11 protein-coding genes are annotated in these 18,174 nt (G+C 48.4%); 10 read left to right on the forward strand and 1 reads right to left on the reverse strand.

Annotated features, from left to right (window positions below; genetic code table 11):
• Positions 1–205 precede the first annotated feature (205 nt).
• The 7 genes from L1X57_RS11960 (at position 206) to L1X57_RS11990 (ending at position 14,005) form a co-directional block, all read left to right on the forward strand.
• A complete protein-coding gene (locus tag L1X57_RS11960; RefSeq protein ID WP_009721814.1) occupies positions 206–1,087 on the forward strand; it encodes a sulfotransferase family 2 domain-containing protein in 882 nt (293 codons plus the stop codon).
• 783 nt (positions 1,088–1,870) lie between these two features.
• Positions 1,871–2,161: a hypothetical protein gene (locus tag L1X57_RS11965; RefSeq protein WP_009721815.1), complete on the forward strand. Its 291-nt coding sequence runs from the start codon at positions 1,871–1,873 to the stop codon at positions 2,159–2,161.
• A gap of 104 nt (positions 2,162–2,265) precedes the next feature.
• Complete coding sequence (gene wecB / locus L1X57_RS11970) at positions 2,266–3,384, forward strand: non-hydrolyzing UDP-N-acetylglucosamine 2-epimerase (RefSeq protein ID WP_009721816.1); 1,119 nt, start codon at positions 2,266–2,268, stop codon at positions 3,382–3,384.
• 193 nt (positions 3,385–3,577) lie between these two features.
• Positions 3,578–4,858, forward strand: coding sequence for a UDP-N-acetyl-D-mannosamine dehydrogenase (gene wecC / locus L1X57_RS11975; protein WP_009721817.1), 1,281 nt, complete (start codon positions 3,578–3,580; stop codon positions 4,856–4,858).
• A gap of 47 nt (positions 4,859–4,905) precedes the next feature.
• Entirely contained in the window at positions 4,906–7,230 is a 2,325-nt protein-coding gene (locus L1X57_RS11980; RefSeq protein WP_009721818.1) for a glycosyltransferase family protein, read from the forward strand.
• Positions 7,231–7,381: 151 nt separating this feature from the next.
• Positions 7,382–12,676: a glycosyltransferase gene (locus L1X57_RS11985; protein ID WP_009721819.1), complete on the forward strand. Its 5,295-nt coding sequence runs from the start codon at positions 7,382–7,384 to the stop codon at positions 12,674–12,676.
• A gap of 24 nt (positions 12,677–12,700) precedes the next feature.
• Positions 12,701–14,005, forward strand: coding sequence for a hypothetical protein (locus tag L1X57_RS11990; RefSeq protein ID WP_143759684.1), 1,305 nt, complete (start codon positions 12,701–12,703; stop codon positions 14,003–14,005).
• Between the two features lie 333 nt (positions 14,006–14,338).
• On the opposite strand, the gene L1X57_RS11995 is transcribed toward L1X57_RS11990, so the two are convergent.
• Positions 14,339–16,066 (reverse strand): SLC13 family permease, encoded by a 1,728-nt coding sequence (locus tag L1X57_RS11995; RefSeq protein WP_009721821.1) that lies wholly within the window; start codon positions 16,064–16,066, stop codon positions 14,339–14,341.
• A 198-nt stretch (positions 16,067–16,264) separates the two neighbouring features.
• On the opposite strand from L1X57_RS11995, the gene L1X57_RS12000 reads away from it, so the two are divergent.
• From L1X57_RS12000 to L1X57_RS12010, 3 genes are all read left to right on the forward strand, one after another.
• Entirely contained in the window at positions 16,265–17,281 is a 1,017-nt protein-coding gene (locus L1X57_RS12000; protein WP_234667734.1) for an IS30 family transposase, read from the forward strand.
• Between the two features lie 54 nt (positions 17,282–17,335).
• Entirely contained in the window at positions 17,336–17,824 is a 489-nt protein-coding gene (locus L1X57_RS12005; RefSeq protein WP_039868446.1) for a helix-turn-helix domain-containing protein, read from the forward strand.
• Positions 17,825–17,926: 102 nt separating this feature from the next.
• Complete coding sequence (locus L1X57_RS12010) at positions 17,927–18,121, forward strand: hypothetical protein (RefSeq protein WP_009721823.1); 195 nt, start codon at positions 17,927–17,929, stop codon at positions 18,119–18,121.
• Positions 18,122–18,174: the final 53 nt, after the last annotated feature.

Consider the following 18,174-nt stretch of genomic DNA (forward strand, 5'->3'; position numbering starts at 1 on the left):
GTAGGATTTTCTGAATTATACAGTTTTTATAAAAGGGAGGTGATAAATGCAGGTTTTAATGCGGTTTTTTTTGACATTAAATTTTTGAGGTAAAAGCTCGCTATATGCAAAAGTGTGTCATTGAGTGAGTATGGTGTAAATTTATGAAAATGTCATGATTGGCCTCTCATGTTGTTTAAAAGAAATTTTATAAGGGTGGTGTTCCATGAATTTTGAAAATTCAATTTTACATTCCGCAAAGGAGCGTTTTTCTCCTGATTTTTTTTTTGAAGGGGAGGGGGTTTCTTTCTTTTATACTTATATTCGTAAAAATGCTTCTACTTCTTTTAAAATGCTTTTTAAAGCGCTATATCCTGATGCCTGCCCTGGTGATGTGCCCTCCGTTAGTTGTATGATTAAAAATGCGCAGGTTAATGATTTAGATCCTAAAGAAATCGACCAGCGCTTCAACTTTAAAGTGTTTGTTTATCGCGACCCTATTGAACGTGTTTTTTCGACATATAAAAATAAGCTGATTCAGAGGGATGGTGCCGAAGACCTACTCAATTTGCTTCAAAAAGTGGTCGGACGAGACCCGGCATTACTGACATTTGACGAGTTTGTTCATGAGTACGTGGTGCTGCTTGAAACCGAGCGCTGGGAGGAGGTAGACAGTCACCTCTACCCTCAGGTTTGGCATCTGCGGCCAATTACCTACAACAAAGTAATTCGTATGGACAACGTTTATAAAGAGATGCAAGAGCTACTACCTAACGAGCTTTGTGATCAGGTGTTTAAGGAACCTTCTAACAGCACCACCAAGGGCAGTACATCATTGCCTTGGGTCGATTCTGATTGCCCGGCCGTCTACTTTCGCAAGAAATACGCCGAAGGGAAAGCGCTACCATCACTCCGCCAGCTACTGACACCTGCCACAGAAGTTCGTTTGAGGGAGTTATACGCAAAAGATTATAAAATGATTGCAATAGTGGAAGGCAAGGCTGCAGTTTCAGTATTACCTTGTGAACTAAGTTTTAACCTACCAGAGGTGATGGTGGAAGGAGGTTTAGAGATTGCTCTCGGCCTGGATTTTTCATTGCGAGAATAATGTAATAGCTTTGCCAAGCTCTGTTCAGGTCATGAGTCATTGATGATAATAACCCTGCCTAGTAAAAGTATGTAAATTCTAGAGTGTAAAATACATTTAGACCGATGTTTTATGTTCTAGTTGTTTTTTACATTCCTGTCACTATCAAGTGTGATAGCTAGTCTCATGGCCCAGCGATAACGCTAACAACAGTTGTTAGCATACTATAGGTTTAGCTATTGGTGCCAAATGTTTTTGGTCAGACTAGAGTGTCGTCAATGAACGAGCAAATAGCCAATTTTCAAGTTTGTCATAATTGATGTCGTGTCTTTGTCATTTTTTGATTATTCACGGGCGTTTGGGTATCTGTTGCCTCACTACTTCGATTAGCGATTTCAGCCAAGCTGATGCCACTATACAATCAGAGTGCCGAAGTGAGGCAGAACATATTCAGGATTACATGCAGCAGTTATAGAAGCGCGAGCATGCATCCGGTTGTCTGGCTGCGCTCATATTATCAACAGCCAGTTTCCAAGATGCGTTGGCCGTTGTCGTTTGCCTAATACTCCTAAAAGCGGTCGGGTATACTACAATACGCCATCGTTAATCGTGCTAGTGAGCAAACGTCTCAAAACTTGTTTATGTTAGAGTGCTCAGTAAAGCGACCTTTGATTTTTCCGTAATCGAACTTTGCTACTTCATCCAGCCGTTAGAAACACTAAGGCTTGGTTGAGAATTCTCAAAACGAGCGCTATGCGTTAAATTCTGTTATCCATATAGATAAATCAACCAGCGAGACGCCCCATGGAAAAAGACCTCGTTAAACGCGCCCACGATGCTTTCAATCATGGTGACTACCAAGATGCGATAACGCTATATCAGCAGGCGGCCTATCAATATGGTCAAAGTCTGTTTGATGTTAATATCAGGATTTGTGAGCAACGATTACAAAAGCCCGGCCAGCTAATGAAAAGGGTTCCTAAAAGCTCGGATGCCATTCCTGTTGCTCAGCAGTTGGCTGAAACCCAGGAACTATTAGAGTACTACTATCGCCGTTGTCAGGAACTGGAATACCGCTTGAACGACGCAGGCTAAACGTGGCGAGTAAAAATCGGTAAGCTGCGTCTTTACAAAGCATGACGTCACAGGCTCGGCGTTCCGGTCGTACGCTGGTCCGATAACTGAAAAGAAGGCAAGGAATGAAAGTACTCACTGTATTCGGTACACGCCCAGAAGCCATTAAGATGGCACCGCTTGCATTGCAGCTAGCCAAGGATGAGCGTTTTGATGCCCGTGTTTGTGTTACCGCTCAGCATCGTGAAATGCTGGATCAAGTGCTCGCCTTATTCGAACTTACCCCTGAATATGACCTGGACATTATGAAGCCAGGGCAGGATCTCAACGACGTTACCTGCGGCATTCTGCAAGGGCTCAAACCGGTACTAGAAGATTTCAAACCTGATATCGTTCTTGTGCATGGCGACACTGCTACTACTTTTGCGACCACTCTAGCGTGTTATTACCAACAGATTCCGGTAGGGCATGTTGAAGCAGGCCTGCGCACCGGCAACCTTTATTCACCCTGGCCGGAAGAGGGCAACCGTAAGCTTACTGGCGCGCTGGCGGCGGTTCACTTTGCTCCCACGGCTACCTCGCAACAAAATTTACTTAATGAAGGTGTTGCCCCGGCCACTATTCACGTAACCGGCAATACCGTGATTGATGCGCTGCTTGAAGTTGCCCATAAGCTAGAAACCAATCAGACGCTAGCGGCAGAACAGGCCAAGCGCTTCCCGATGCTGGATGAAAGCAAGCGTCTTATCTTGGTGACAGGGCACCGCCGAGAGAGCTTTGGTGGCGGTTTTGAACGTATCTGTCAAGCCCTAGCCGATACCGCTGAGCGCCATCCAGATACCCAGATTCTTTATCCGGTACACCTTAACCCCAACGTCCGCGAGCCGGTTAATCGCCTGTTGGCCAGGGTAGGTAACGTTCATCTGATTGAGCCGCAGGACTATCTGCCGTTTGTCTATCTGATGAATCGCGCTCACATTATCCTCACAGATTCTGGTGGCATTCAGGAAGAAGCACCTTCGCTGGGCAAGCCCGTACTGGTTATGCGTGACACTACTGAACGCCCCGAAGCCGTTGAAGCAGGTACCGTTAAACTGGTAGGAACCGATGTAGCGACTATTACCAGCGAGCTAACTCGGTTGCTAACCGATAACAACGCATACACTGCCATGAGCTACGCTCACAACCCCTACGGGGACGGCAAAGCCTGCGAACGAATCCGCGACGTTCTGGCTCGCTCATAAGCTGAAGACTTCTTGCCACTGGTGAACACTTTTTTGCCACGGATGCATACGGAAAAGCACAGATAAAACGATTAAACCCAAGATCTTTTTGGTTTTTCTTTTGTCTTTTTGCTTTTGACCTTATCCGTGACTATCCGTGTTCATCCGTGGCTAACTAATATTTATTTGTGGCCTTTTACTTAAGGAATGCAACATGCAATTCGACACTATCTCCATGATCGGCCTGGGCTATATTGGCCTGCCTACCGCCGCTGTTTTCGCCTCACGTAAGCAGAATGTTATCGGCGTTGACGTTAATCAACATGCTGTCGACACCATCAATAATGGTGAAATCCACATTGTTGAACCGGAGCTGGATATTATTGTTCACGCGGCTGTAAAAGAAGGCTACCTGCGTGCGACCACCACGCCAGAACCTGCCGATGCCTTTCTAGTTGCTGTACCCACCCCGTTTCATACCGATGAAAACGGCCAAAACCACAAAGCAGATTTAAGCTATATCGAAGCCGCCAGCAAAGCCGTGGCCAAAGTTCTTAAGCCTGGAAACCTAGTGGTACTGGAATCCACCAGCCCCGTGGGCGCTACCGAGCAAATGGCTGCCTGGTTAGCCGAAGCTCGCCCGGATCTGACCTTCCCGCAAACCCACGGTGAGGCGTCAGATATCCGCATTGCTCACTGCCCAGAACGGGTATTGCCCGGCCACGTTATCCGTGAACTAGTTGAAAACGACCGTGTGATTGGCGGCATGACTGCCAAGTGCGCGGAAGTAGCCAGCGAACTCTATAAAATCGTGGTAGAAGGCGACTGCGTGACCACTACTGCCCGCACCGCAGAAATGGCCAAGCTCACCGAAAACAGCTTTCGCGATGTGAATATTGCCTTTGCTAATGAGCTTTCCACCATTTGCCATGAGCTTGATATTAATGTCTGGGAATTGATCGCTCTGGCCAACCGACACCCACGCGTCAATATCCTAACACCAGGTGCCGGTGTTGGTGGCCACTGCATCGCTGTAGACCCCTGGTTCATCGTAGATTCTTGCCCGGAGCAAGCAAAAATTATCCGCGCCGCTCGCGAGGTTAACGATGACAAACCTTTGTGGGTGCTGGGCCGCGTGAAAGAAGCGCTAGAGTACTACCACCAGCAACACCCCGATGCCAAACGCAGCGACCTTACCGTGGCTTGCCTAGGTGTGGCCTTCAAGCCAGACATCGACGACCTGCGTGAAAGCCCCGCATTAGGTATTGCTCAGCAAGTGCAACAGCTAGGCTGCCGCCTACAAGTGGTTGAACCCAATATCAAATCACTGCCAAAAACACTGCAAGGTGAGAACACCACATTGGTCACGTTGGAAGAAGCACTTGCCCAAGCGGACGTGGTCTGTGTGCTCGTCAAGCACAAGCCGTTTATCGCTGATGCTGAGAATGTACGTGCTAAAGAAAGCGTCATCGATGCGGTGGGCTTGTTAGGGTAATCTACTCACTCCTAGCTTCTCACCACTCACAGACCTTGAAGAGACCTATGGATGATCTTCTCAAACACGCCCAACAGTTGGCCCATCAGGCTTCTACGCCGATTATCCACTCGATAGAAGGGCGCGTGGCGTTTCTCATTAATCAAGCGCCGGGAAGCACTAACGGCTCTCATCGGCTGGCGGAAGCGCTTAACCAGCAGGGTGTTGACACTCTATGCATGATTCGCCCTGATTGGACAGGGGATGATAATGCTGAGGGTGAATCTTATATACCACCAGAGACTACTATCGACGGTGTTCGTTATTTGTATTCTCCTTTGCACCAAAATGCTCAAGGCGATGAGCGAGCTACGCTGGAAGCAGTGGTTCAGCAACTTATCAAGCTATTGCGCATTTATCGCCCTTCAGCGGTGCTGGCGGAAACAGCTGGGGTGGGGCTTCCGGCGTGGGTAGCAGCTGCGCGCCTAGAGATAGCATTTTATGGAGTAGCTGAACGCGCTAGCCATTGTGATGACGTTGAAAATGGCAAAAGCAGTAACAGTCATTATCCTACTAATCCTGAAGGCGTGGCATCCAAAACGTTCGTCGAAGAACGCGCGCTCAAGCTTTACGGCGTCGATAGAGTTCAAGAAATATATAAGGCATTGAACACTTATGGTGACAATCAGGGCGTCGTATCGACGGCCGCCATTAAGACGTGTCATGAATCATACAATGTTTTAACACTGCTGGACGAGGCCTCTGAGCGCTGCTTTAAGCACGTGTTTAATTTTATTCCAGCAGATGCTTTGTCTTGGGAACAGCAGCTCGACCAGCAGTCCATAGATATTGTGTTTGTGGGAAGTGTGTTGCCTAACAGAAATTCAGCTTGGCATTACGGTAAGAAGGACATAAACGGAGCGATTGCTGCTCCGTTTAAAGCGTTATTGCTGGCATGTAAGGAAAAGCGAATTCCAACTGTTTTTTGGAATAAAGATGACCCTGTCAATTACGACATGTTTATTGATGCGGCCAAGTTGTTTGATTATGTGTTTACGGTAGATGAGTCGGTTATAAATCGGTATAAACAAGATGTTGGCCATGGCCGTGTCTATTTTTTGAAGCTTGCGGTGCAAGAAGCGTTGTATTTTCCTCAGTTGCAGGGTGAAAAAAACGGACGGCTGGCATTTTCCGATAGCTGGAGCAGTAAAGATACCCCTGTGCGTGCCGATCATCTGGAAATGCTTTTCGATTATCCTGCGGAAAAAGGAATTCTGGATATTTATGGTGGGCATTCGCTACCAGGTAAATATAAGCAGTCCATATTTCCCTCTGCAAGCCTCGATGATATTAACGAAAAAATATATAAAAAATACAGTGTGATGGTTAATGCCAATACAGCGGGCTGTTCTAGTCCGCTACTGGTAGAGAAATTCTATGAGTCATTAGGTTGTGCGGTACCTATTGTGTCTCCACCGGTAAGCTCTCTAGACCATGAGCTGGCTGATATCGTCCAGGTCGTCAATAGTAGACAGGAGGCGCAGGACAAAATTGACAGTCTGCTTGAAGATGATATTTATGCATTAAAAGTGGCCGCTCAGGGGGTAAGGCTTGTCCATTCCAAGAATACATTTCGTCACAGGTTTGCAGAGCTGCTTAGCAAGGTAGTGGAAAGTAAATCCATCTCTTTGCTGAATGACGAAACGTTAACCGTAACGGCAGTGTGCGTTTCAAAGAGGCCCTGGCTGATTCCCAGAGTAGCTGAAATGCTTAATACTCAAAATGGTGTCAATGTTAAGGTTATCTACGTGGCCCATGGTGAAGGCGCTGACGAAAAAGATGTTCTCGATGCCTTCGAAGGCGTTGAGAGTTGCCGTTTTATGCGTATTACCGGTGAAGATAAAGTGCTGGCAGACGGTCTTAACTTAGCGCTAGATAGCTGTGAAACTGACGTTATCGCGAAGATAGATGACGACGACTATTATGGCCCTAATTACCTTTTAGATGCTTGTTTGGCTCTGCAGTATTCCGGTGCTGCGCTGGTTGGGAAAACAAGTTTCTTCTGCTACGTAGAAAGTACCAATGATTTTGCGTTGAGATTTTCTGGCAAGCACTATCGCTATTTCAAGCATGTTCAAGGGGGTACGCTGATATGGAGCCGCAAAAAAACAGGTAACCTGACGTTTAATCGAGTGAGGCAGGGCACGGATTCTTTATTTCTTAAAGACTTATTAGCAAAAGGTTGCGAGATTTACTCCTCTGACCCATTCAATTTTATACATGTTCGTTATGCAAACGCTCATGATCATACATGGGCTATTAGTGATGATAAATTTCTTGAAGCTGCGAAGAAATTAGACAAAGGTCTTCAGTTTTCATTGGCGTTTAATTAGTTGTTGGCAAGGTGGATTTTTAATTAATGCTTAAGTCGCTTTATTGTTGCTAAATTTGCCTTTTGTTTTTCCTTGTCTTTTTATGTTTATAACTGAACAGCATTTAATATATTGCTATTGTTAATAAATTTCACTTTTTACTAGGTATTACATGGACGCTCTGATTAAGCACGTGGAACAGTTAGCTCAGCATCGCCTTCCTTTTATTGCACAGCCGGTTACTGGGCGGGTGGCTTATGTCGTCAATCATGGACAGTACGACGCGACCAATGGTGACGCGGTTCGCACACAGGGTATTGCAGAAGCATTGAACCATCAGGGATTAGAGGTGTTGTGTTTTGTACGCCCTGGATGCCCATGGGCATTTTATGCTAAACGCGAACTTTCGCCTGACGTCGAGGTGAATGGGGTAACGTACATTCATTCGCGCTGGCCTTATGGTGTGGTGCCGCAGGGGCAGTTGGCTATTTTGAATGCCAGTGTGGAATGTTTTGTTGAACGGTTTCGGGTGTATCGCCCTTCGGTTGTGGTGGCTGCGTCTAACTGGGTGTCGGCGTTACCTGCCTGGGTGGCAGCAAAGCGGATGGGGCTACCGTTTTGCTTTGAAGTGCGCGGATTTGGGGAACTCGCTAATGACGCTCGAGAGCCAGGCTATGCCTATACCCAAGGTTTTAAAGAAGAAGCGGCGCGAGATGGTTTTATCGCTCGTGAAGCCAGTCAGGTATTTACCCTTAATGCCCCAATGAAAGCGGAACTGATCAAGCGTGGCGTTCAGCCGGAACGTATTAGTATAGTGCCCAATGGCCTTCGTGAGTTGCCTACCATTCAGCCTGCTGATGCCGCACTGAAGCATCGGTTAGGTATTTGGGAGGGCGATAACGTTATTGGTTATGTTGGCAGTTTTTATGCTTACGAAGGGTTGGATATACTGTTTGAAGCCTGTGAAGCGCTGGTAAGCAAAGGTATCAATGTTAAGTTGCTACTTGTTGGGAATGAACAGTCGCTAACGAATGCTGTTATTGATTATCAGCGTGATGCTGATAAGCCGTGGCTTATTCAGGTAGGTTGTGTGCCTAATGAGCAGCTGGCGAAATATTACGCACTTATGGACTGTGTGGTTATTCCTCGTAAGGCAGTGCCGGTATGCGAGCTGGTACCACCCGCAAAAGCATTGGAAGCGTTGGCTTATGGCAAACGGCTGGTAATGTCGAAGCTTCCGGCTTTAGAAAATGCTTGCCCGGTGTTCAAGGGCGTTAGCTTTGCTAAGGCAGATGACGCGGAGGCGTTAGTCGCTGCCATGGCGCAAGCGCTGGAAGATGTGCGTGTCGAAAGGTTAAGCAATGAGCAAGAAGGCTCGCAGAGTAATGCGGTTCTTCAAGGGCTAGACACCAACGTGCTGACGTTTAGCCGCTTGACCCAGGGAATGGTAGAGTCCCTAGAAATTGTTGCAGACGAATCAGCACCGCTTTTAGCGTTGCCGCAACCCCAGGAAGGGCCTGAAGGTTTTGAAGACATTGATTACCCAACGGCCAGCCAGTGGTTTTATAAAGAGGGTCGCCTGACCGATACGCTAAAGGCGTTGCAAAGCCTACAAGCTCGTGGGGTTAAATTTGATAAACCTAAGCGCGACTTTGAGGCCTTTGTAGCGGGTTTAGCACGCCTTAAAGGGGGCATGGCGCTGCCGCCTCGCCAACCTAATGCTGGGCTGATGAGCCGCCGCCAGCAAGTGTTGTACTGCTTACACCAATCGGTTCCCCATGCCACTAACGGCTATTCGACTCGCTCTCATGGTATCGCGGTGGGCTTGCAAGAATCTGGCTGGAACGTTCGCGCGACGACGCGACCTGGCTTTCCGTGGGATGGCGGCGCTAGAGGATTGCCCCGTGGTTACCATGAAGCCAACGTAGATGGCGTGGCCTACGCGGCGTGTGCTGGCTGGAACCTTGCCAAAACCCCCTTGGATCTCTACCTAGCAGAAGCTGCTGACCACTACCTGCGTGAAGCGCAAACCAGTGGTGCGGAAGTTATCGTGGCAGCGTCGAATCATATTACCGCCTTGCCAGCGTTAATAGCGGCACGACGCCTGGGTTTACCGTTTGTTTATGAAGTTCGCGGTCTGTGGGAAATCACGCAAGCCTCTACCCAGCCTGAATGGGCAGGCTCCGAACGTTACCAGCTTATGCGTGAGCTGGAGCAACAGGCTGCTCTTGAAGCGGATCTAGTTATTACCCTAACCGAAGAACTGGCCGATGAGCTGGCTAGTTGGGGCGTGGAGCGTGAGCGTATTACGGTGGTGCCTAACGCGGTGAATGCTGAGCGCTTTACCCCCAGGCCTGCAGATATCGATGTGGCTCGCCAGCTTAAGCTGCCTGCTGGCGTGCCGGTTATCGGTTATGCGGGGAGCGCGGTAGCCTATGAAGGGCTGGAATTGTTGCTGGAAGCGTTAGCCAAGCTTAAGTCACGAGGGCAAGCGTTTGTCTTTGTGCTGGTGGGGGATGGCAAGGTTATTGATGCCGTTAAAGCCACCGCCAAGACGTTAGGAATTGAAAAGAACTGCCGCTTTACAGGGCGGGTAGCGTTTGAGCAGGTGCCACGTTATTTATCATGCATGGACATTATGCCGATACCGCGGCTTTCCTCAGCGGTTACTGAAATGGTGTCGGCACTCAAACCGCTTGAAGCAATGGCAATGGGTAAGGCAGTAGTGCTTTCCGATGTGTCGCCCCACCAAGTTATGGCGGGCCCAGGTGGCGAACGCGCGCGGTTATTTGAAAAAGATAACGCGGCGGCGTTAAGCAATGCGATTGAAGCGCTAATCAACAACCCCGCAGAGCGTGAGCGCCTGGGCAAGGCTGCCCGTGCATGGATTGACCGCGAGCGGACCTGGAATCACGTTACTAGTATTTATGCCCGCAGCTTGCAGCAACTGCGTGAATCGGTGGTAGAGCATCAGCGCAAGCAGCAGCAAGTTGAAGGTCAAACCAACGCTAAAACACTAGCGCAGCTAACCCTAGGTTTAATTGGCGATACGTTTACAACCGACACGCTGGCCAGCGCCGTTAAAGTAGTGCCGCTTTCACCGGACAACTGGCGTGAGCAGATTAAAGAACAGCCCATTGATGCGCTGTTTGTGGAATCCGCCTGGAAGGGCAATGACTGGCAGTGGTTCCGTCAAGTAGGGCATTACAGCGTGCATGAGTTTGCAGCGCTTGATGCCTTGTTGGCGCACTGCCGCCGTAAGGGTATTCCGTCGTTATTCTGGAATAAGGAAGACCCGGTTCACTTTGACCGTTTCCGCGCGACCGCTGCTAAGTGTGACCACGTGTTTACGACCGACAGCCGGAGGATTATTCCTTACCTCACCACGCCTGGCGCGTTGACTCAAACGGCCAGTAGTGCGCCGTTCTATGCCTCACCGAAGATCCATAACTTGCTGCCGTCTACCCGTGAATGGCAGCCAACGGCCGCTTATGGCGGTACCTATTATGGTAAGCGCTACCCTGAACGCACCGAGTACATGGACAAAATCATGAGCGCGGCAGCCCCCTTAGGCTTGACGCTTTATGATCGCCAGCACGATGATCCCAAATCGCCTTACAAATACCCCGGCGGCTTGGGTAACTATGTGGCAGGCAGCCTCAGTTATGAGGAGATGATCCAGGCTTACAAAGCTCATCCGGTGCAGATTAACGTCAACTCGGTGCTGGATTCCCCAACGATGTTTTCGCGCCGTGTTGTGGAAACGGCTGCCTGCGGTTCGCCTATGCTTTCCGGCCCAGCCCTGGGTATGAATCGCTACTTGGAAGGAGCGGGTCATGTGGTGCGTACCGAGAGCGATGCCGCCCAGGCGCTTGAGAATCTGATGCATTACCCTGCATACCGCTGGCGCGTGGCGTTGAAAGGCGCCCGCGCGGTTATGCGCGCTCACACCACCGAACTACGCCTGACCCAAATGCTGCGCACTGCCGGTATGGTTGTTCAAGCACCTGAACCACCAGCGTACTCTATTTATACGTCTGAAATGACCCCGGCGGGTGCCCAGCGCGTGTTAGCACAAACCGTTCGCCCGGTATGTATTGTCAGTCGCGAATGGAAGGCCGGTACCCGTGCACAACTAGAAGCGGAAGGTATTCGCTGTGCAACGCCGGATGGTGAACGTGCTTCTCCAGGAGCGCTTTGGTTGCTGGCTAATCCGCGTGCATTGGAAGGGTTGGAAGTGGAAGATCTCGAAGACTTAATCTGGCCCACGTTTTACGCCCCCCATAAGCGTATTGCTTTCAGTCGACATGCGGCGCTTGAAGAAGGTGGCTGGCCGGGTGTGGCGGTGGAAAACTCTTCTATCGATACGTCACTGCAACTGCTTCGCTCAGATACGGATATGCTGCTTTCCAAGCTTCAGCCTTGGGCGTCACGCCAGTTGACCTTGACGCTTCGCAAACCACCCCAAGTTCATGCCCAAGCGCCCAATGTGCCGCCTAAGAAAACTGTCGTGATTGCAGGGCACGATCTCAAGTTTATTAAGCCGTTTTATCCCTACTTCACGAACGCAGGGATGCGCGTATTGCTAGATTTTTGGACCGGTCATAATCATCACAATGAAACCGCTAGTAAGCGCTTAGTGCGCCAAGCCGATACCGTGTTCTGTGAGTGGACCCTGGGTAACGCTATTTGGTATGCCAAGCATAAAATTGAAGGGCAACGATTGGTAGGGCGCTTGCACGCTCAAGAACTGCGCAATGTGTTGTTTGACCAAGTGCCCTTCGATGCTTTTGATAAGGTGATATTTGTTGGCCCGCATATGCTGCGTAATGCCCAGCAACGCAATCCAGCACTGAAGAAAAATGGCGTGGTCATCTATAACGGCGTTGATATCGACGCCATGCAAGCGGTACCGCGTCAACCCACCAATGGCAAAGTGTTGGGCTTAGTCGGCATGGTGCCGCAAAGCAAGCGCTTAGACCGTGCGTTGGATATTCTGAAGGAGCTACGCAAAGAAGACACCGATTATATTCTGCGGGTAAAAGGAAAGCGGCCAGAAGACTTCGCCTGGATGGTCATGCACCGGCCCGAAGAAATGGCTTGGTATGAAGAGCAGTATCGTCGCTTACAAGATGACCCGCTGCTTAAAGATGCCGTGATCTTCGACCCTCACGGCAATGATATGCCTCAATGGTATGCTGGGGTTGATTTCATTCTTTCGGTAAGTGACCACGAAAGCTTCCACCTAGCGGTAGCTGAAGGCGCCGCCAGTGGCTGTACCCCGGTTGTATTGCCATGGGAAGGCGCGGATGAGATTTATCCGAAAGAGTGGGTTTACAGGGATATGGAGCAAGTAAAACAAAGCTTTAATGTTCGACTGGGAAGGAGGGATGATATCTTTGACTTTGCCAGCGCAAGTTTTAATATTAACGCTGTTGCAAACCTAATGGTGGAGATAGTTGTTTAGTGTTTTTAAAGTTCTAGAATCTAATTGTTTGAGAATTCTTTCGATAGCTATGAAAGTAGTTATAGCTTTTGGGATGGTTGGTGGAAGTGTTTGGGAGTGATATGCCCTGTGTGTGATGTTTCGAGCAAAATAAACAAAGGTAAAAGATCTGCGAATAGATTTAAAGTGAGTTTCTACTCGCTATCTATTGATCAGTTTCTTGATAGAAATATAATAGATGATGGGCTTTATCAGATATTGATTGGAGGTAACGCGATTGATGTTTTGATCAAAAGAGGAATAACCTTTAGCGATAAAGCTCTGTTGACCTTTAATGGAGCATTAAGTGAGAAAGCAAGAGAGTTAGATTTGATACCTAATTTTACAGGTGTAGCATTAGCTGAGGAGATAGGTGCATCTGTAGTAGCTTTTTTTGATCCAGTTATTTATTTAAAGGATGATATATATATTGGTTGGTATTTGGGGTGGCGAGAGCTAAATACTCAAAAAACTATTATATTGATTGTAAATCATTTGGCAAAAGTGATGGGCGTTAGTTTCTGCTCATTCGGCGGAAGTGGTGGTGGATTTGCGAGCTTATATTATTTGAGCGAAAGTGACGAAATCAATAAAGCTTTTGTCTGGAATTGTCAAACGGTTGTCGAGAAATATAATTCTAGGTTTTGGAGGCATTTGTCTGAGGTGTCTTTACAGAAAAAGCTAACAAGTGAAGTAGAGTTTTCCGAGGAAATGGGGGCGATTGGTATATGCACTAGTTTATTATCCAAGAGTGACAGCCTAAAGAATAAAGATTTTATTTACCTTCAAAATGCTCTCGACTGGCATACTACTGTTCATGCTGAGCCATTTATCAAAAAGCTTGACTTGGATGACGAAGATGGTTTTTTTTACAGCAAAGAGAAGATGCTTTTTTTTAAAGGGAATTGGGGTGCAGGTCATGCGGTTCCACCAAGAAAGCTAATTGTGTCTGCTTTGAAATTATATTTAGCTGATAACGTTGCAGGGCTTAGAAGAGAGGTTTCGAAGTATAAATACATAGCGGGAGAGAATAAAATCGTAAAAAAAGAAGAAGATCCTGGTTTTTACGTTTCTAAAAAGCCAAAGGGTTTATTGATAGAGGTGGTGGATGATTTTTCGATATGGGCTACAATCTATGAAAAGTGGGATGGAGTTGTTGTAAAAAAATATCAATATAATAAGGAGAAGAAGTTTTTTATAAATTGCGAGTCTGGTTTTGAAGGTTTGTCAGTGGTGCTTTTTAGTAAATATATTGATGGCTCTGTTGCTTGGCGAGAAATTAGTAATCAGGATATTATGGATAGCTTTTGAGCTTAAGTTGATTGGTAGTTGTTTTGATGCTTTTCGTGAGGCTAGGATTTTTAAAAGTTAAGGCGCGTTGGTTGTTGTGTTCTGAATTCATAGAATAACTGCATTAGCTTGTTGATTATTGGCACATCAGATTTTTTAGACGAACATCTAGAAGCGTTGCTCTGTAAGCTTTTGCCCATACTGTTGCCACGCTTAGCACCTACCGCGCAGGTGTGTCTGGTGGATAATATGAATGTATCCTTAAAAGCTTTGTGCCAGCAGTGGGCTGAGCGACATGGTCTCAAGGTAGCCGAATTGGCTAGTTGAGCTGCGTGCTCCTAATCAGAAAATATCCTAAAAGGGAAACACTATTGGTGTAATAACCAATACCGCGGCCGAGTAGGTAATACTCACAGGTAAACCAATCTTGAAGAAATCAGTAATTTTATAGCGCCCTGGTGAATACACCATCAGGTGGGTCTGATAGCCAAAGGGAATTAAAAAGCAGGCGCTGGCACCGTAGGCAACTGCCATCACAAATGGCAGGGGGTCGACACCAAAGGCTTGGGCGGTGCTCCAGGCAATAGGGAAGGCTAGTGCGGCAGCCGCGTTATTGGTGACTGTTTCGGTTAACAGTAGTGTTAATAGGTAGCAGCCAATAAAAGCAGCGTAAACGCCGTAACCGCTAAACATCCACTGCATTCCTCCTGCCAGTACAGCGGCGGCCCCTGAATTTTCTAACGCTAGTGCTATCCCCAAGGCAGAACCAATGATCAGCCAAAGTTCAAACGGAAAGCGGCGGCGCAATTCGGCCAAGCTAATCACTTTTAATAACAGTAGGCCGCCCAGCAGTAGTAGTAAACCATGAAACAGCGGCAGCCAGTTGGCAGTCGCCAGTGCGATAACGCTTGCAAATCCGCCTAGCGTAATAATGCTTTCTTTTCGCGTGAGTTGAGGACGTGTAAAGCTGCCGCTGAGTAGATGGAAGTTACGGTCTATGTTGCGATGTTGACGAAAGTCGGCACTAACAGCTGAGAGCAAGCAGTCGCCCACCCGCAAAGGGATTTTGCCAAGCTGGCCCTCCAGGCGTTTCCCACCACGGCGTATACCGACAACCCCTGCGCTAAACATGCTTCGCAAATCAACATCTTGCAGTGTTTTGCCAGAAAGCTCTGATTCGTGGGAAATGACCACTTCTACTAAATTGGTGGCGAGTAAGTTATCGGCTTGATGGCCAAATAGATTGAGTCCTGGAAAGCGCTGTAGCGCCTGCACCTTATTCACTTCGCCTGTAAATACTAACGTGTCGGCTGCTTGCAGGCGTTCATCTGGAGCAACGGGACTGATTAGGCGGCCCTGGCGTTCAATTTCTAATAGATAAAGGCCATTAAGGTTTCTAAGGCCGTTTTCCTCAATACTCTTGCCGATCATAGGTGATTCGGATTCTACGTCCGCTGCAAGAAAGTAGGAGAGTTTCTCGTCGGTATCTTCCAGACGATGGTGGGGTAGGGCATTCGCTCGCCATAACAATACGCATAGAGTGATCAATGCAACGGGCACACCTACTAAGCTAAATTGAAACATACCTAGCTCACTACCGCTGGCGCTGAGATTAAAAGAGTTCACCACTAGGTTGGTAGATGTGCCTACTAGCGTCGTGATTCCTCCTAAAATCGAGGCGTAGGAAAGTGGAATTAATAGCCGCGAAGGTGCAATGCGCTGTTGGCGTGAAATAGCCCCTAAAAAAGCGGCGACCACCGCTGTGTTGTTCAAAAAGGCAGAAAGCACAGCGGTGCTGCCCATTAGCCGGGCCGTGGCTAAGCGGGGGTGGCCTTTGAGTAAGTCGCGAGAAAGCCAGTCCAGCAGAGGTGAACGTTCTAATGCAAGTGACACCAGCAGCAGTAAGAGTAGCGTGGCCAATGCGGGGTTGGTGTATTGCATTAGCAGTGTGCTGGTATCAACAAACCCTAAAAGTAAAAATATGCCCGCGAGCGTCACAAAGTCAATCGCAGGCTTAACTTTTCCGCTAATTAACAGTACTAGCAATACAGCAATTGATAACAAAACGGCCCATGGGGTCATGTTGATCCTTACAAAACATAATTCATATTAGAAACTTGCTGGGTTTTACGTCGACTTTGATGCTGGTATCTAATAATTGCCAACGATAGCGTTATGTGTAGTTTGTTAATTGTTTTCAATCAAAGGTTTGTGCTCAATATTGGCCTTGGCCGCAGAAACTGAGTGCAACACCTGAGCATTTCGCTAAGGTGTTGTCCCATGTCTTACCTCGAACTCAGTATTGAAGAACGTGCCAGCATCCAAGTGGGTCAAGCCCAAGGGATGAGCCTTCGGCATATTGCCCAGCTCCTGGGGCGAGCTCCTTCAACCATCTCTCGTGAAATACGCCGTAACCAAATGGCCCAGAACGGTTACTGCGCCCGGTACGCCCAACGTCAGCGAGAAAAGCGTCGAGAGGTCTGTCGTCCTGCGCGTAAGCTTTTGCCAGGCACCGAGCGGTTTGATCTCATCGTGCATATGTTGCGGCGACGCTTGTCTCCCGAACAAATTAGCGGCAAGCTCAAGACGATGAAACTACCTGATTTGCGCGATGCCTACGTCTGCCGAGAGACCATCTACACGGCCATTTATGCCTTGCCTGTTGGCCACCTTCGCAAGGAACTGATTCACTGCTTGCGACAAGGTAAAACCACACGCAAGCCTCGCCGTGGCGAAGTGGATCGACGTGGCCAGATCCCTGACATGGTCAGCATTCACTTACGTCCGCCCGAGGTCAGTAAGCGTGAAATGCCCGGCCACTGGGAAGGCGATCTGATCAAAGGTAAGAATAACGCGTCCGCGGTAGGCACCTTGGTAGAGCTTAGTAGTGGCTATCTGATCCTCGCAAAAATGGACGACGCCACCGCCACCTCCGCCGTAGCAGGCTTTAGTGCTGCTCTGAATCGAATGCCGACCACCGCTCGAAAAAGCATGACCTATGATCAGGGGCGTGAAATGGCACAACATGCAAAAATCACTCAAGAAACCGGCGTTGCGATTTACTTTTGCGATCCCCATAGCCCCTGGCAACGTGGGGCCAATGAGAATATCAATGGCCTTATCCGTCAATATTTACCGAAAGGAACGGACCTTTCAGTACATAGCCAGGAAGAGCTGGACGCCATTGCCTTTGAGCTGAATATGCGACCTCGAAAACGCTTTGGATTTAAATGTCCGATAGAAGTGATGAGCGAGCTGATGGCCAAGTACCATGAAAGCCCATCAACCATCCAATGAGTGTGTTGCACTCAGAGTCTGCATCCGCCGGCCATTAAACATTTATCGCCTGAATTGCTAAACGAACGCCGTAAGCAGGCGGTTAAGCTCCGTTTAGACGGCCATACCGTTGCGGTTGCCTGCCAGCAAACTGGGCTTTCCGCTCCGACCGTTTCGGCTGCTTGGAAGGCTTTTCGTGAAGGCGGGTGGGCGGCGGTACCCGTAAAGTCCCGTGGGCGTTTAAAAGGGCAGGCCAGCGTTCTCGGGTTAGATGTTCAGGCGCTTTTGTGGCAAGCACTTTACCAGGAGCCACAAAATAGTTTATTGCACCCAGCACCAGGTTGGAGCAGTGCTGGTTTGGCTGAATGGCTTACTACGCACCACGGCGTTGTGCTATCTCAGCGGGCGATTGAGCACTGGTGGGAAGCGCAAGGGTTGAAGCATAAACCTTGGAAGCTTAAGTGCTTAACAAATAGCCACTTAGAAAATAGCCATTTAGCAAAACAGCGCTCCCAAGAGGGGCGCTGGTTTCGCAGGGGGGGGCCCCCGCTTTTGCCAAGCTGAAGGGTGGCGACCAGCGCTGGCAAGGTGGTGTTCGGCGGGTGACTCATCCATCCGGTTCCGTGTACCAGATTTATTTGCATGGCCCCTGGGAGGCGGTTATTAATGCGTTGTTTTAAAAAACTGCCTGAAGCACAAGCGTACCTATCGGTGTTTCGTGCACTAAATTCATCTGGTGGTGCTGCCCTGGTATTTCGTGGGGATTTGTTGTCAGCAAGCCCAGAGGTAACTGACTGGTTAGAGCAGCAGCCTTCATTTTGGCTAGTGCCAGTGCCTGCTGATTTGGCACTGGGCATGTAATTAAGTTCTATACGTAGATATTTAGACGTTTGGATACTTAGGTTTTTTAAGGT

Origin of the sequence: Halomonas sp. TD01 (genome assembly GCF_923868895.1) — a bacterium.
GTDB lineage: Bacteria > Pseudomonadota > Gammaproteobacteria > Pseudomonadales > Halomonadaceae > Vreelandella.

What these genes read in the sequence shown, in the direction of transcription:
- L1X57_RS11960 (WP_009721814.1), top strand. Translation starts at nt 206, where the DNA reads ATGAATTTTGAAAATTCAATTTTACATTCCGCAAAGGAGCGTTTTTCT.
- L1X57_RS11965 (WP_009721815.1), top strand. Translation starts at nt 1,871, where the DNA reads ATGGAAAAAGACCTCGTTAAACGCGCCCACGATGCTTTCAATCATGGT.
- wecB (WP_009721816.1), top strand. Translation starts at nt 2,266, where the DNA reads ATGAAAGTACTCACTGTATTCGGTACACGCCCAGAAGCCATTAAGATG.
- wecC (WP_009721817.1), top strand. Translation starts at nt 3,578, where the DNA reads ATGCAATTCGACACTATCTCCATGATCGGCCTGGGCTATATTGGCCTG.
- L1X57_RS11980 (WP_009721818.1), top strand. Translation starts at nt 4,906, where the DNA reads ATGGATGATCTTCTCAAACACGCCCAACAGTTGGCCCATCAGGCTTCT.
- L1X57_RS11985 (WP_009721819.1), top strand. Translation starts at nt 7,382, where the DNA reads ATGGACGCTCTGATTAAGCACGTGGAACAGTTAGCTCAGCATCGCCTT.
- L1X57_RS11995 (WP_009721821.1), bottom strand. Translation starts at nt 16,066, where the DNA reads ATGACCCCATGGGCCGTTTTGTTATCAATTGCTGTATTGCTAGTACTG.
- L1X57_RS12000 (WP_234667734.1), top strand. Translation starts at nt 16,265, where the DNA reads ATGTCTTACCTCGAACTCAGTATTGAAGAACGTGCCAGCATCCAAGTG.
- L1X57_RS12010 (WP_009721823.1), top strand. Translation starts at nt 17,927, where the DNA reads ATGCGTTGTTTTAAAAAACTGCCTGAAGCACAAGCGTACCTATCGGTG.